At 41.9% G+C, this 15,326-nt stretch carries 14 protein-coding genes; 12 read left to right on the top strand and 2 right to left on the bottom strand.

Annotated elements, in window-relative coordinates; translation table 11 throughout:
- The first annotated feature begins 90 nt into the window (after nt 1-90).
- The 6 genes from ACQEXS_RS14275 to ACQEXS_RS14250 all read left to right on the top strand — a co-directional run bounded on the left by ACQEXS_RS14275 (nt 91) and on the right by ACQEXS_RS14250 (nt 8,257).
- Nucleotides 91-702 (top strand): glutathione S-transferase, encoded by a 612-nt coding sequence (locus ACQEXS_RS14275; protein WP_427014273.1) that lies wholly within the window; start codon nt 91-93, stop codon nt 700-702.
- A gap of 10 nt (nt 703-712) precedes the next feature.
- Nucleotides 713-1,381 carry a glutathione S-transferase family protein gene (locus tag ACQEXS_RS14270; protein WP_427011370.1) on the top strand — a complete coding sequence of 223 codons (669 nt, stop codon included), beginning with the start codon at nt 713-715 and terminating at the stop codon, nt 1,379-1,381.
- A 318-nt stretch (nt 1,382-1,699) separates the two neighbouring features.
- Nucleotides 1,700-5,359: an ATP-binding protein gene (locus ACQEXS_RS14265; RefSeq protein WP_427011369.1), complete on the top strand. Its 3,660-nt coding sequence runs from the start codon at nt 1,700-1,702 to the stop codon at nt 5,357-5,359.
- The gene (locus tag ACQEXS_RS14260) at nt 5,343-6,503 is read left to right on the top strand and encodes an EAL domain-containing response regulator (protein WP_427014272.1); all 1,161 of its coding nucleotides are present in this window, start codon (nt 5,343-5,345) and stop codon (nt 6,501-6,503) included. The genes ACQEXS_RS14265 and ACQEXS_RS14260 overlap by 17 nt, the downstream gene beginning before the upstream one ends.
- Nucleotides 6,504-6,517: 14 nt before the next feature.
- Nucleotides 6,518-7,132 carry a response regulator gene (locus ACQEXS_RS14255; protein ID WP_427011367.1) on the top strand — a complete coding sequence of 205 codons (615 nt, stop codon included), beginning with the start codon at nt 6,518-6,520 and terminating at the stop codon, nt 7,130-7,132.
- Between the two features lie 207 nt (nt 7,133-7,339).
- A complete protein-coding gene (locus ACQEXS_RS14250; protein WP_427011366.1) occupies nt 7,340-8,257 on the top strand; it encodes a LysR family transcriptional regulator in 918 nt (305 codons plus the stop codon).
- On the opposite strand, the gene ACQEXS_RS14245 is transcribed toward ACQEXS_RS14250, so the two are convergent.
- A complete protein-coding gene (locus ACQEXS_RS14245) occupies nt 8,196-8,825 on the bottom strand; it encodes a response regulator (RefSeq protein ID WP_427011365.1) in 630 nt (209 codons plus the stop codon). The genes ACQEXS_RS14250 and ACQEXS_RS14245 overlap by 62 nt on opposite strands.
- Before the next feature lie 336 nt (nt 8,826-9,161).
- Here ACQEXS_RS14245 and ACQEXS_RS14240 point away from each other — a divergent pair, with 336 nt between their 5' ends.
- The 5 genes from ACQEXS_RS14240 (at nt 9,162) to vctC (ending at nt 13,326) form a co-directional block, all read left to right on the top strand.
- Nucleotides 9,162-9,572 carry an RNA-binding S4 domain-containing protein gene (locus ACQEXS_RS14240; RefSeq protein ID WP_427011364.1) on the top strand — a complete coding sequence of 137 codons (411 nt, stop codon included), beginning with the start codon at nt 9,162-9,164 and terminating at the stop codon, nt 9,570-9,572.
- A gap of 179 nt (nt 9,573-9,751) precedes the next feature.
- Complete coding sequence (locus tag ACQEXS_RS14235; protein WP_427014271.1) at nt 9,752-10,657, top strand: siderophore ABC transporter substrate-binding protein; 906 nt, start codon at nt 9,752-9,754, stop codon at nt 10,655-10,657.
- A gap of 27 nt (nt 10,658-10,684) precedes the next feature.
- The gene (gene vctD, locus ACQEXS_RS14230) at nt 10,685-11,623 is read left to right on the top strand and encodes an iron chelate uptake ABC transporter permease subunit VctD (protein ID WP_427014270.1); all 939 of its coding nucleotides are present in this window, start codon (nt 10,685-10,687) and stop codon (nt 11,621-11,623) included.
- The gene (locus ACQEXS_RS14225; protein WP_427014269.1) at nt 11,613-12,563 is read left to right on the top strand and encodes an iron chelate uptake ABC transporter family permease subunit; all 951 of its coding nucleotides are present in this window, start codon (nt 11,613-11,615) and stop codon (nt 12,561-12,563) included. Before vctD ends, ACQEXS_RS14225 begins: the two co-directional genes overlap by 11 nt.
- A gap of 7 nt (nt 12,564-12,570) precedes the next feature.
- On the top strand, nt 12,571-13,326 hold the full coding sequence (gene vctC / locus ACQEXS_RS14220) for an iron chelate ABC transporter ATP-binding protein VctC (protein WP_427011360.1): 756 nt from the start codon (nt 12,571-12,573) through the stop codon (nt 13,324-13,326).
- A gap of 36 nt (nt 13,327-13,362) precedes the next feature.
- On the opposite strand, the gene cueR is transcribed toward vctC, so the two are convergent.
- On the bottom strand, nt 13,363-13,749 hold the full coding sequence (gene cueR, locus ACQEXS_RS14215; protein ID WP_367990081.1) for a Cu(I)-responsive transcriptional regulator: 387 nt from the start codon (nt 13,747-13,749) through the stop codon (nt 13,363-13,365).
- A 352-nt stretch (nt 13,750-14,101) separates the two neighbouring features.
- Between cueR and ACQEXS_RS14210 the strand changes: the two genes are divergently transcribed.
- Nucleotides 14,102-15,295: an acetate/propionate family kinase gene (locus tag ACQEXS_RS14210; protein ID WP_367990080.1), complete on the top strand. Its 1,194-nt coding sequence runs from the start codon at nt 14,102-14,104 to the stop codon at nt 15,293-15,295.
- The last annotated feature ends 31 nt before the right edge of the window (nt 15,296-15,326 follow it).

The raw sequence follows: 15,326 nt of genomic DNA, 5'->3' as shown, positions 1-15,326 counted from the left end.
TCATTCCTTAAAAAGTTCTTGACTGATCGGTTAGATATTCTTTATTCTAAACTAAACGATCGTTCAGAAAAAGAGTAAAAGGAACCGAGAATGAAAATTTATGAAACTGCAATGACACCGAGCTGCCGTCGTGTATCAATCTTTCTAAAAGAGCTAGGCATTGAAGTACCAAGAGAAGAAATCAATGTTCAGGGTGGTGACAACCTGAAAGAAGAGTTCAAGGCAAAAGCTGTTAATGGTCGCGTTCCATTATTAGAATTGGATGATGGCACGACGATTTGTGAAAGTGTGGCAATTTGTCGCTACTTTGATGAGAGCTCAGCAAACAACAACGCATTGTTTGGTCGAGATGCAAAAGAAAAAGCGCAAGTTGAAATGTGGCATCGTGTTGTAGAGTTCCAAGGTCTATATACTGGATTCCAAGCTTTCCGTAACTTAACTGCAATCTATGATGACCGTGAGACTTGTGTATACGAATGGGGTGCAGAATCAAAAGAACGTGTAGCCGCATTTTTGCCGCAATTGGATGCTCGTTTGGCTGCAAGTGAATACGTTGCTTCTGAGCAATTCACTATCGTAGACATCACGGCTTTCATCTTTGTGGGCTTTGCACAAAATGGTTTGGAACTTGATGTTTTAGGGCAATATCCAAATATTCGTCGCTGGTTTGATGTGGTTTCAACCCGTCCTGCATTTCAATAAGGGGTGAAGCATGATTGAACTGTACACCGCAGCAACACCAAATGGACACAAGATCTCAATCGCACTTGAAGAGATGGGATTAGACTATAATGTCAATGCACTAGATATTTCGACCAATATCCAGAAAGGGCCTGAATTTACGGCCATTAACCCGAATGGCCGCATTCCAGCCATCATCGATAAAGATAACGATGATTTCATCGTGTTTGAATCAGGTGCTATTTTGTTGTACCTAGCTGAGAAAACAGGCAAGTTCTTACCAACTGATGAGAAAGCACGTTCAAAAGTCATTCAGTGGTTAATGTTCCAAATGGGTGGGGTAGGGCCGATGATGGGTCAAGCGAATGTATTTTATCGTTACTTCCCTGAAAAAATTCAACCTGCTATCGACCGATACCAAAATGAAGGTCGTCGCCTTTTTGAAGTGATGGATAAGCAACTTGGAAAGTCAAAATACTTAGCAGGCGATGAATATTCGATAGCCGATATTGCGACATGGCCTTGGGTTCGTATTTACGAATGGAGTGGTATCAATATCGAAGGGCTTGATAACCTTCAACGCTGGTTAGATGAGATAGCGAAACGCCCAGCGGTACAAAAAGGTTTAGCGGTACCGACGCCATCTAGTGAAACTCAGGAAGAGCGAGCGAAGCGCATTAGCCAGATGGTTACGCAATAATTATGGATAACAAAGGCTTACTGTTTTTCAGTAAGCCTTTTTTGTGGCTTTCTCCAATCTCTTGTCTGTAAAGGATGATATTGATGTAAGAATAAACTGACCGACAAAAATAAAGTCATTAAAAAACAATAGGATAAGATTTATTTCATGCCATAGAACGAATTGACAATGTCATTGACCGCACTAAGCTGCGCTGCACATTACTGAAATTGATAAATCATTGTGCTGAATAAACTCGTTCTTTCAATAATATGCTTATTTATAACGCTTCCATGCTTCGCGCAAAGCTATGTTCTTAGCCCGAAAGAGAAGCTTTATTTGAAAGAGCACAATGTTATTAATGTTGCTGTTTTAGCTCGAATTTCTGATGATGGTCTGCAGACGGCGTCAATCGATCAGTCTCAGCAAATCAATGCCGATTATTTACAAGGTATTGCTCGTGAAGCCGGCTTTACCATTAAAATCAATTCCTACTCTAGTATTGCTGAAGTATTCCGATCGATACGTGAGGGTGACTCTGATCTGGGTCTTGGGTTTAGTCAAACCGTTCAACGAGAAAAAGAATTCATTTTCAGCAAACCGTTATACCAAGGAAGCCTAGCGATTTGGTATCGTAAAAGTCATATGCCGTATATGGCACCAGAAAAAGTGACTTGGGCGTGTATTGCTAACTCCATTTACTGTCAAAGCCTCACCAAACGCGGTATTACCGACATTATTCATACGGATAGTTTTGCCGAATCTGTTCATCTTGTTGACGAAGGTGAGGCGGATGCACTCGTTGCAGACTATATCTCGGTGATGCAACACCTAAATGATAAGAACACTTTGGTTGGACAGGTTAAAACGCCCGGTTGGCTCGATACCGAAAAAGTCGCCATTATGGCGAAACCAGACCATCAAATTTTAATTAGCATCATCAATAAAATTATTGATAGAGAAGAAAAGAACTTAAATCGCGAGTCGATTAAGTCGCAGAATATTTATCATCAGAGTGACTTGGTTAACATCAAATTTAGAGAACGTAAGCTTGATGAAAAACCTGTCCGTTTTTCTTTTAGTGAAGACTCTTACCCACTTCTGTTTAGAACCAGTGAGGGAGAACTTTCTGGTTACCTTTATGACATTATCCGTCTTCTGCAAGCACGTTCCGGGCTTAAATTTACTTACGTAAAAATGAAAGAAGGGGATACCCTTCGAAAAATGTTGCAAGAAGATCGAATCGACATATTGCCGATCGCATTAAAGCAATCAGGCTATCAGGATGTTGTTGATCTCACACAGCCTTTTATGCGGTTAAAGTACGTGAGCGTACAGCCGGTGATCACGCCGCCAGAATCAACGAATAAAGAAGGGGTGCTATTTTCTCAGAGCTCAGGACAAGCCTTATTTAAGAACCTCGTGTTTGGGCCAAATATTGAGGTGTATAGCAGCATTCAAACCCTGCTCTCCGATTTAGACAAAGGCAAAGTCCGTCACGCTTATATTCGAGATGACATCGTTGAAGTAATGCTTGCTCAGTACTACAACGATAAATACGTGATTAATAGAAATGACTTTAAAGTCTTAAACACTTCCCTCGGTATTTCCAAAAAACGCCCAGTACTGAAAGATGTACTTAATGGCATGTTGAACACCATTGATAACAGTGAAATCCGTAAGATCAAAAATGGCTACAACCAATTTAATATTGTTTATGGTTATGAAAAGTGGCAGGTTTTCGCTTTATTTGGGGTTGCAGTTCTTGTTGTTGTTGTACTGAGTTTCATCATCTATCTCTGGTTAAAGAACCTAAAATTACAAGTTAGGCTCAAAGAGCGTGATATTAAGCATTCGAAAGATGAGCTTAAGTTTTTGCAGAATGTTATTAATACGCTGCCAAGCAAGATCTTTATCCATAATGAGAGCCATCAGTTGCTCTTGAACAACTGTATTGAATACAAACAAGGTCGTTGTAACAAGTGCGATATGTCGCTTGAGAACGGTGATGGCACCGCAATCATTAGTGATAGCAAAGAGCTCGACGAAGTGCTGAACTTTGGCAGCGTGATCCACCGAAATATTGACATTAAAGGCTGTGCGGCGAGTTTCCAAACGATAGATTACTACCGAAAACGCGTACTGAATGGCCCGGGCATGAAGCGCTTGGTGTTGACCGTTGTTAATGATGTCACGCAACAAAAACTGCAAGAGCGAGAGTTACGTCAGGCTAATGATGTCGCTCATAAAGCTGTTCAGTCACGTGAACGTTTCCTCGCCACAATGAGTCATGAACTTAGAACGCCTATCGCAGGCATGAGTGGACTGCTTGAAATGCTGACCATGCAGATCAAAGGCGAAGAACACTCTCTTATTTTAAGAAACCTCACCACATCGACGAAAAACCTGCAATTGCTGGTTAATGATATTCTTGATTTTTCTAAGCTTGAGGCGAAGCAGTTAAGGCTTGATCCGCAACCTTGTCGAATCGTGCGCTCCACCGGAGAGCTGTTACGAATTCATCAAGCGGCTGCACTTGAGAAGAACTTATCGTTTGATTTTAAGTGGGTACCCAGTGAAATTAAGGTGATCGAATTCGATGCGCTTCGTTATGGGCAAATCGTTAACAATCTTTTGTCAAATGCGGTTAAGTTTACGTCAAAAGGTGAGGTTACGGTTGAGCTGAGTGTGAACGAAGAATCATTGGCGCTGTCTGTTACAGATACAGGCAAAGGAATGACGACGGATGAGTGTGAACGTGTGTTCCAGCCATTTATGCAAGCAGACAATACAACGGCTCGCAAATTTGGAGGTACTGGCCTAGGTTTAACTATAGTACGTGATTTGGTCAAACTCATGGGGGGAGAGTTTGATATATCCAGCATTAAAGGCCTAGGGACAAAAGTCATGTTTACGCTTCCGCACAAAGTGCTTGAACGATATAACAATGATTTTCCTCATCTTGATATTTGTACTCACGATGTGAGTCATGAGGTGAAACGCTGGATTACACTTTGGAATCAAAACGGTGTCACAGAAGAGAGCCGTAAGACGGTTAAAGTGACTGAGAACATGTTGTCTCTTGAATCTGATAGTGATTTTACAATTTTCATTACTAGGCAGCTGCGAGAGTTTCTACGTATTTCGGACAACATTGCCGAGATATCAAATTCGCCACTTTTCCCTGACCTATTGTATGAGTGCTTGCAACGATTGAATGACGGTGATGTTGTTCAAGAAAGTGATACATGTCAGCTACGAGGACACATTCTGGTTGCAGAGGATAACCCAATTAACCAGATGTTGATCAAAGGGCAACTTGAAGAAATGGGTGTCACCGCAGACATCGTTTCAGATGGCTTGGAAGCTTTCTTAGCGCTTCAAAGTCATTATGAAAAATACGATCTACTGATTACTGATGGTCATATGCCAAATATGGATGGCTACGAACTTACGAGCAAAGTTAGAAGCCTTATTCCGCAATTTAATCACAAGAAAATATTTGGTTGTACGGCCGAAGATTCTAGAGTTCGTTCTTTAGAAAACCATGACGTTAAGTTCGATGATATTTTGTATAAACCGTATGGAATTAAGCAACTTAACGATTTACTCAAAGAAGAATTAGAGATTGTTGCTGAAGACGTCGCATCTGAAGAAAGTTTAGCCAAAGAAACGAACACATTTTGGCTTGAAAATTATCAAAAATCAGACGCGCTTCAGTTAGGTCAAATCTTTCTTCACACAATGGCCGAAGACACTCAGAATCTGAAATCTTCGGCGGCGTCTATTGAAGATAAAGGTGAGATCGCACACCGCATTAAAGGTGGAGCGGCATCGGTCGGTTTAAGTGAACTGGCTGCACATGCAGGACAGTTAGAAAAAATGATCCGTGCAGGAGAAACCAACGTCCAGGGAGCTTTGGACACCGTGGTCGAAATGATCGAAGCAACCATAGAAGAAACAACACGTTGGTTAACAAACAATGAAACTTACATCTAAGGTTTTAATACTCGATGATAGTCCGCTTCAGCAACATGGAACTTTGTTGCAATTAAAAGCGTGTGGTATTGAAAATGCCACCTTGGCCGGTTCTGGGCAAGAAGCACTATCACTGTGTGCACAACAACAGTTTGATTTGTTGATATGTGATTTAAGCATGCCACATATGGATGGCCTGCATTTTCTGAAAAAGCTAAATCTCACTGGGTACAATGCGGCAATTTGTATATTAAGTGGGATGGATGATGGTGTCTTAAAAACCGCAAGCACCATGTGTAAATTAATGGACTTTTCTTTTGTCACGGCATTGGAAAAGCCAGCAACGAGAGATGCGTTGTTTAATTTGCTTACTGAGATTAATAGAACTGAGCGTCCAAAGAATTGTATTGCTCAGCCTTTAGATATCACAGAGCAAGATCTTATCTCTGCGATTCAAAACAGAGAGCTGGTCAACTACTACCAACCAAAATTTAGTTTCAACTCAATGAAGTTGAAAGGCTGTGAAGTGTTAGTGCGTTGGCAGCATCCTAAATACGGCATTATTGGCCCAGCACACTTCATGCCTTTGGTTTTTCAGTATGGGCTTCAAAATTCTTTATTTGATTGCGTTTTAGAACAAACCGTCATCGCTGCGGCGCAAACGTCTGGAAGCTGCATCTTTTCAGTCAATGCCACGCAGACAAACATCGAGACAGAAAATTTCGCCGATACAATATTGCAACAATGCCGTCATCACGGTGTACCGCCGAGCCACATCATTATTGAGCTGACAGAGCATGAAGTGACAGAACTCTCCCCGACAATGCTAGAGCAGTTGGCTCGCATAAGAATGAATGGGATTGGTCTCTCTTTAGATGATTTTGGTACGGGGTATTCGTCGTTATTGAAGTTATCACAGCTGCCTTTTACTGAAATCAAAATTGATAAAGAGTTTGTAACGACCTGTACCTACGATATTCGAACTCAATCCATTGTCGAAATGATCTGTGGTTTAGCGAAAAGCATGAACCTTAGAATCGTAGCAGAAGGTGTAGAAGATCAAGCCACTTGGGATTACCTCAAGCGTGTAGGCGTTGGGCTATGCCAGGGAAGTTTGACGGGAATGCCAATGCCATTGGATGAATTTTTAAAGATGGACGCATAATAAGAGAGTAATAAATGCAGTTTAGATCGTATGCATGTTTGATTTTAGATGACCATCCTCTAGTTTGCTCTGCGATAGCAACCTTATTGAACAATAGAAAACGAATTGGCTCGGTTTACACCGCTACTGACATCAATGAGGGCATGAAGATACTTCGTGAGCATCATATCGATTTGATGGTATTGGATGTTAAATTGACAAGTTCTGATGGCTTTGAATTTTTACGTCGAGCCAAAGCACAAGGTTATCTTGGTAAGACATTGTTCTTATCTGCTAATGAATCTCGAATGTACAGTGAGACCGCTTTCCGCCTTGGTGCCGATGCCTACATCAGTAAATCTGAAGATATGGGATTGATTGGGGATGCCATTGAAGGGGTACTCAATGGTTATTCTTTCTTTAAATTCGCTGGGGCTCAGAAAGGGGTCAGCCCGGAAGTGAAATTATCTCACCGAGAAACGATGGTGTTAAACTACTTGCTTGATGGCACGTCTAACAAGGAAATTGCGAACATCTTGAATTTGAGCGCAAAAACCATCAGCACCTATAAAATGCGCATTTTGGAAAAATACAAAGTCAAATCCATTCTTGAGCTGGCTAAGGCCACCGAAACCTTAGCAGAGGTTTAAGATAGTTGAGGTTCACTGGCTAAAAGATCTTTAAGCTACGCTGACGATCTGTTTACTCTCTACGTCCGTCCCAATTAATAAACGGAAAACACACCGATTGTGAGACTGCAATCAATAATTGTTTTTCCAAAGGGCAAGCTCGCGGTTTATCTCGTAAACTCGCATGATGACAACACGTTGGCTGTTAATTTAGGGCGCGGAGCAGCAATGAAATCTCAATTGGATTTGAACCTCTTAAAGGTGCTAACACTTCTTGATCAGTATCGTCACTTAAAGCCAGTGGCAAAATCACTTGGTAAAACGGAAAGTGCAGTAAGTAAGCAATTAGCGAAACTTCGTGAACAGTTAGGGGACCCACTCTTTGTTCGCGGAGCGCATGAATTTGAGCCCACTGAATATACACTACAATTGCTACCTAAAATCTCGGAAGGGATGCAATTGATTGATACTGCATTAACTCGAGAAGCGTTTGATCCAAAGAGTCATAAGAAAGAAATTGTCATTGCACTACCGGATATTGCTCAATGTATATTAGGAGACCAGATTTTAATTGATCTGCTTAATACATTTCCCAATGCACCGATTAAGCTCACCTCATGGCATGATCTAACGGCTAAGTACATTCTTGAAGACCGAATTGATGTCGGTATTCACTATTTTAATGAAGCGCAGACCAAAACCATCTATCAACAACCACTCAGTGCTTACCGGGGTGTGATCGTTACACCGGCTTCTTTAGGTGACCTGAGTCTGGAAGAAAAGTTGAAGTTGCCCTTTGTTTTAATGGAAATGAAAGGGTGGTTGAATAACAAGGCAGTCACCAAGCAAGCATTGGTCGCAGCAGGGTATGATATTAAGAAAATAGCGACGGTCGATAGCACCAGTTGTTTGTTTAAGACAATTGAAAAACTGGGTTGTGCAACGCTATTTCCTTATTCACATTATTTACCCGACAATCTCGTTGGGGAAGAACTTCCAGAGTCAGTGCAGCGAAACTGTCGGCTGTCTATTGTGGCCAATTATAAATTGGCCAATAGAGGGAACCCGCTACACCAACTGTTGGTTAAGAAGTTGACGCATCATCTGTTTGAGCCCCACAAACTACATGATCCTGAAGATGCATAAGTTCAACAATTGAGCCCACATTGTATTTGTCGAGAATGCGTGACTTATAAGTACTGATGGTTTTAGAGCTCAGTGATAAAAGCTCTGAAATCTTCTTGTTTGTGTAGCCCTTCATCAAATAATTAAACACAACCGTTTCTCGGTTGGAAAGTGCGATATTTCGGCGTGTTTTGTGTTGCTCATGTTTAAAGACAGAGTAGCCTCTGGCAACGCTGATGATCGCCTCTTTTAACACCAGTGCAGATTCGGTTTTAGCCACATAACCATTTGCACCAAGTTTATAAGCGGTATCTGAATACATTGGATGCTTGCTACCAGAAATAAACAAAATCTTACCTTGGTAACCATGGGCACGTGCTCTACGTACAAATTCGAAGCCATCAGAGTTATCTAAATCAACATCAAGTATCACCAACTTAATATCGTGGTTGCGGATCAGCTGAACACCAAAAGTTGCTGAGTTAGCCTGAAAGACTTGAGCTTGTGGCAGAGAATCGTAAACAATCTGTTCAAGCGCTTCACGCATGATGGGCTGAGTATCGATAATAAGTGTTTTTGTAAATGACATGACCATATTCTCGTTGTTATTAACCAAAGGTCCTTGTGTACCAACTCCGTTAGGAGAGTAATGTAGGTCAAAGCTGACGGAAAAGGTGGAAAAGCGTTGTTTCCTTAAAGGAAAAATCGTCATGAAAGTGTCATATGCGTCAATTGCTTGTCAGCTTAAGGTGCTTGATTTAAGGCGGGGTCAGTGATCTAGCTGTTGTTTGGCTTAAATTAAGTGTCGTTGAATTTTATGAAAAAATTATGTGCGTAGCAGAGCTACAGGTCAGGTGTAGGTAAGAAGCGCTATATTTTTACTAAGATAACCGCTAGACTCGTGTTTTTTCAATTGGGGCAATGTATGAGCCAAGATCATCAGGCAGAACAAGCAGAAGAGATTGAAATTGAAGCGATTGGTATCGAAGTTTCATCTCAGCCTATAGAGCTCTATAAAGTCTTTAAAATTGCTAATTTAGTTGGCGGTGGTGGTGAAGCGAAACACCTCATCTCAGAAGGTTATGTTGCGGTTAACGGGGAACTGGAGACACGTAAACGCCGGAAGATGTACGATGGCGATTTCTTTGAATTCAATCAAGAGTATTATGTGGTGGTTTGTGACACTCCACCTGTTGAAGTCCTAGAAACCCCAAAACCTAAACAGAGCCAAAAGTCAGATAAGAAAAACGCCCAGAGCAAAAAAGCAGAGAAAAAACAGCCGAAACAAAAGAATAAGCCAAAGTCGAATGGCCGATCATCGATTGATTTCTTTTAAATCCCACTGAGCAAACTTCTACGTAGGCCACCTTGTATTCAAGGTGGCTTTTTTGATCGTCGACTCGCAATACAAACTTCACACACTTTGTCCTACAAAGGTAAAGAACGTAAATAGCAGATGACACCAATAGAAATCTAAATGATAATGCATTGCGTTTGTATTAATGGAGTCGAGATATGAAATTATCAGCAATTGCATTGGTTACCGGACTGATGTCATTCGGTGCTCAGGCTGAGCAAATTGAAATAACCCATGCACAGGGAACAACGACGGTTGAGACCCAACCAAAGCGTGTTGTGGTTATCGGGTTAGGTGCGCTGGATACCGTAAAAGAATTTGGTGTGGAGCCAGTAGCAATCTCTACGGTAAGTATGTTTCCAGAGTACTTAGCTGAGTACCGCAAAGGTGACTATGTTTCGGCTGGTAGTTTGTTTGAACCTGACTACGAAACCATTTTTACGCAAAAGCCAGATCTCATTATTGTCGGTGCCCGTGGTGCAAGCAAATACGATGAGTTATCTGAAATTGCACCAACGATTGTATATGCCGCAGACAGCAAACAAGGTTACTGGGCAAGCACACAGCAACAGTGGCGTAATCTAGGTAAGGTCTTCGATAAGCAGGACTATGTAGAGCAGAAAATCGCGCAAGTTGATGCGGATTTCAAGGCCATTCGTGAATACAACCAAACGAATAATGTGGATGCGTTAACTGTCATGAGTGCTGGTGGCAATATTACAGCATTTGGTGCTAAATCGCGTTTTGCATCTATCTACAAAGATTTTGGTTTCAAAGAAACGGTGGAAGGCATAAAAGAGAGTCGCCACGGTGATCTGATCTCTTACGAATTCATCAAAGATAAAAATCCAAGCACGCTATTGATCATCGATAAAGACAAGCTGATCAATAAAGGCAAAAGCACAACAGAGCGTGACTTTGAAAATGATTTAGTGAAAGCGACGAAAGCATACCAAAACAAGCACATGGCCTATCTAGACATCAATGCATGGTACTTGTCCATTGCCGGTATGCGTGCAACTGAACAGATGATTGATGATGTGAAGTCATCGTTAAGTATGTAATTCGAAGGGTTTAAGCAGAGGTTAACTTTGAAGAAGTTATTGCTGCTCCTGATTTTATTGAGCCTATCTTCACTTTTTGTGGGGGTAGGCGATTTAAATTTAGGGGCATTGTTATCGGGTGATGAAGATGCATGGCACCTGATGATCACCAGTCGTATTCCAAGACTTGTCGCTGTTTTGTTAGCAGGGGGAGGGCTCAGTATTGCAGGCCTCATCATGCAACAAATCAGTCAAAACCGTTTTGCAGCGCCTTCTACTTCAGGAACGATCGAATGTGCCATGTTTGGCTATGTGCTTAGCTTGGTATTATTTGGTGACGGTGAACAGCTTTGGCTGATTTTTTTAGTCGCGATGGCGGGCACTTTACTGTTCATTCAGTTTATTAATCGTATCCAGTTTAAAAACGCGATTTTTGTACCATTAATCGGGATCATTTATGGCGGTGTCGTTGATTCTTTAGCGACCTTTTTAGCTTACAAATATGATGCGGTACAAAACGTGTCTGCGTGGGCCGTTGCGAACTTTGCCAACCTGTTACAAGGTGACTACGAGCTACTCTATATCGCGTTACCTGTAGCGATTTTCAGCTACATGTTCGCGACGCGAATCTCTGCGGTCGGGCTTGGAAAGGGCTTTGCTGTTAACCTCGGGCTTAACTATCAACAGGTATTGGTTATTGGTGTTTTACTGGTCTCCGTGATGTCGGCCAGTGTTGTGATGATTGTTGGTCAATTACCATTTTTAGGGCTGATTGTGCCTAACTTAGTCAGCCATTATTTCGGTGACAATCTAAGGCGAAACATTCCAATTACCGCAATTTTAGGTGCATTGATCGTACTCGGCTGTGATTTGATTGGGCGCGTGATTATTTTCCCATATGAAATCCCTATTTCGATGATCATCAGTATCTTCGGTGGCAGTGTGTTCATCTTCTTTATCTTGCGAGGTCAACGTCGTGCAGGATAAGCATAAATTAATCGTATTAGCTCTCGCAGCCATCGTATTTGCTGGCTTGTTTATTGGTATTGGTTTGAACGCTGATAACTACCAGTACTTCTTATCTCGTCGCGTACCCAAAGTATTGGCTATGGCTTTAGCGGGTATTGCTATTGGTCAGTCTGCGCTTGCGTTTCAGACAATCACCAACAACCGTATTTTAACGCCAAGTATCATGGGGTTTGACTCGCTATACCTCTTTACCCAAGTTGTTGTTGTCGCGGTATTTGGTGGATTGAGTGCATTTATGTTGAATGCCTATACCAACTTCTCGCTGTCAGTGGTGGTGATGTTAGGCTTTTCATTTTTGCTATACAGCTTTTACTTCCGTGGTGAACGGCAAAACTTAATGGTTTTATTGTTGCTTGGTGTGATTTTGGGGCAGTTATTTAGCAATATATCCTCATTTTTTATCATGTTGATGGACCCAAATGAGTTCGCGGCAGTACAAGACAACATGTTCGCGAGCTTTAATAACGTTAAAGTGGAGCTAGTGTATTTATGTACTCCGTTGTTGCTGTTGGTTAGTGCGGCATTGTTTCACTTGCGTCGCAAGCTCGATGTATTTTGGTTAGACCGAGATAACGCAACCAGTTTAGGGTTAGATGTCCAGCGAGTGACGCGTCAGGTATTGATGCTTTCTGCAATACTCATCGCGATTTCAACGGCACTGATTGGGCCGATCATGTTCTTTGGGTTTCTAGTAACCAATTTAGCTCGGGAAGCATTCAAAACCTATCAACATAAAGTGTTATTGATTGGCTGTTCGCTGATTTCAATTGTTGCCTTATTGGGTGGGCAATGGATCGTTGAAAATCTATTTAGCTTTTCAACCACGCTGAGCGTAGTGATTAACTTTGTCGGTGGCATCTACTTCTTGTCAATGCTGCTGCGCAACCGGATTGTATAGTGTTACCATGATTAAATTAAAAGGTCTTACAAAAGTTTTTGGGCAGTCAGCTGTTGTTGATACAGCAAGTGCTGAGTTTGAAAAAGGCAAAGTCACCTCCATTATCGGGCCAAATGGCGCCGGAAAGAGCACACTGCTATCTATGGCAAGTCGCTTAGTCAGTAAGGATAGTGGTAGCGTACATATTGACTGCAAGGAACTGGCGGAGTGGGACACAAAAGAGCTGGCTAAGCGTTTAGCCGTTCTTCGCCAAGCGAATAACATCACCATGCGTTTTACAGTAAGAGAAATGATTGCATTTGGTCGTTTCCCTTACAGTCAGGGTAAGCTTACAGAAGAAGACAAACAGGTCATTGCCAAAGCGATAGACTACCTAGACTTAACCGATATTCAAGATAAGTACTTAGACGAGCTGAGTGGTGGCCAACGTCAATTGGCATTTATTGCCATGGTGATCGCACAAGATACAGATTATGTATTTCTCGATGAGCCATTAAACAATTTAGATATTAAGCATTCGTTGCAAATCATGCGTAACGTGCAACGGTTAGCCCACGAGTTGAATAAAGCGCTTGTGGTTGTGATTCACGATATAAACTTCGCCGCGTGTTATTCCGATATCATCATTGCATTGAAAAAGGGCAAGGTTGTTGCCAATGGAACCGTAGAAGAAGTGATTCGAAGTGACGTTCTGGAGTCCATCTATGAAACGCCTTTCAATATTATAGAAATGGATGGTAAGCGCATGTGCACTTACCATTAACTCAATTGAAGAAACAGGTCTAGCTTTGCTAGGCCTTTATTTTGTTAGGTCTTCGATGATAGGGCAGTGGCTACCTGAATCACCAGGGCACGCAGAAACCCAGCTCTTGAGTTGTTTCTCGATTTCCTTTAACTCACGGATCTTTACACTAATTTCTTCAAGCTTTTCCAATGTCCGAGCCTTAACCTCACTACTTTTTCGGTTTGGGTTTTGGGCTAACAAAACGAACTCTTTACACTCGGCAAGAGAGAAGCCTGCATTTTTTGCTCGCGAAACCAAATTCAGTTCCTGAATATGCTTCTCGCTGTATTCTCGATATCCAGCATCAGAACGATTCGGTGGGCTGATAATACCCTTGTCTTCGTACAAACGGATAGATTTGCTGGAAAGCCCGGTCAACTTTGCAACAGCGCCAATATTCATAAATTACTCCGCATCTTATGAGACACTATAATTTTAACCTGAGCTGGAAGGTAACCAAAGTTTTTCTTATACGTTGAGTTGAGTATTCAACTATTTTTTAATGGAATTTATAGAAGTGGTTGAGATTGAGCATATGCATATGTACTCAATCCATTGTCATAACTGTGATCGTGTAGATTTAATTCTGGGTTCAAAAAAAAACGAGAATTGCGTTAGATCAAGAAAAAACTGTTTGTTTTGTTGAGTCTATAAAAGAAAGTTGAAAGATTCAAAATTTATTGAATAATGACATCATACAAACAATGAAGTTCACGGCTTCTATAGTTCAGTCTGCAACAGGATACATACCCCCATGTCAAATTCGTTTGTGCTGGTTATCAACTCAGGTAGTTCTTCTCTCAAATTCGCTGTTATTGATTCTAATACTGGTGAAGCCATTGTTAGTGGTTTAGGAGAGTGTTTTGGTTTACCTGAAGCGGTAATTAGCTGGAAATACAACGGTGAGAAAACCGAAGAACCGATTTCAGCACCGGACAACCATCACCAGCACGCGATTAACCGAATTGTAGGCTTAATTGAAACACTCGGTTTTACTAATGATCTGGTTGCCGTGGGACATCGTATCGTACATGGCGGTGAGAAGTTCACCTCTACAGTTCGTATTAATAAAGAAGTTCTAGCAGAAATTGAGAGCTTGTCTGATCTAGCTCCGCTCCACAACCCGGCAGGCGCAAAAGGCATCGAAGCGGCAATGCAAGCGTTTCCAAGCCTTCCTCAATTTGCTGTATTTGATACCGCGTTCCATCAAACAATGCCTCAAAAAGCATTTACTGGCGCTATCTCTAACGAACTGTATAAAGAGTACGGCATCCGTCGATACGGTTTCCACGGCACTAGTCATTACTTCGTAAGTCGTGAAGCGGCGAAAATGCTGAACAAATCTGTTGAGCAATCGAGCTTTATTTCGGTTCACCTAGGTAATGGCGCGTCAGTCTGTGCGATTGAAAATGGCCGTTCAGTTGACACCTCAATGGGCTTTACACCACTGGCTGGCCTAATGATGGGCACTCGCTCTGGTGACTTGGACCCAGGCGTGATTGAGTTCCTGATCAAAAAAGGTTGGACGACAGAGAAAGTGTTTGAAACGCTAAACAAGAAGTCTGGCTTCTTAGGGGTTTCTGGCTTAACTTCAGATGCACGTGGCATTCTAGAAGCGATGGAAAATGGCCATGAAGGTGCCAAGCTCGCATTTGAAGTCTTCACTTACCGCGTTGCTAAGTACATCGGTTCTTACCTGATCCCACTAAGCACGCTAGATGCGGTTATCTTCACTGGTGGTATTGGTGAAAACTCACTGCCAATTCGTCGTGAAATTCTGCGCAACCTAAAACTGCTTGGTTTTGTTGAAGACGAAAAAGGCAACGAAGACGCACGTTTTGGTAACGCTGGCGTTATCGCAAAATCTGAATTGCTAGATGCTGTTGCTATGGTTATCCCAACCAACGAAGAGTTCGTGATTGCGCAGCAGTCGGTAGAACTACTGTAATAGATTTCTAAACCTAATAGTAAAAAGCGAG

Origin of the sequence: Vibrio sp. TRT 17S01 (assembly GCF_050113695.1) — a bacterium.
Taxonomy (GTDB): Bacteria; Pseudomonadota; Gammaproteobacteria; order Enterobacterales; family Vibrionaceae; genus Vibrio.
Note: the sequence above shows the minus strand (reverse complement) of the source record. Positions and strands in the feature narration are given on the sequence as shown.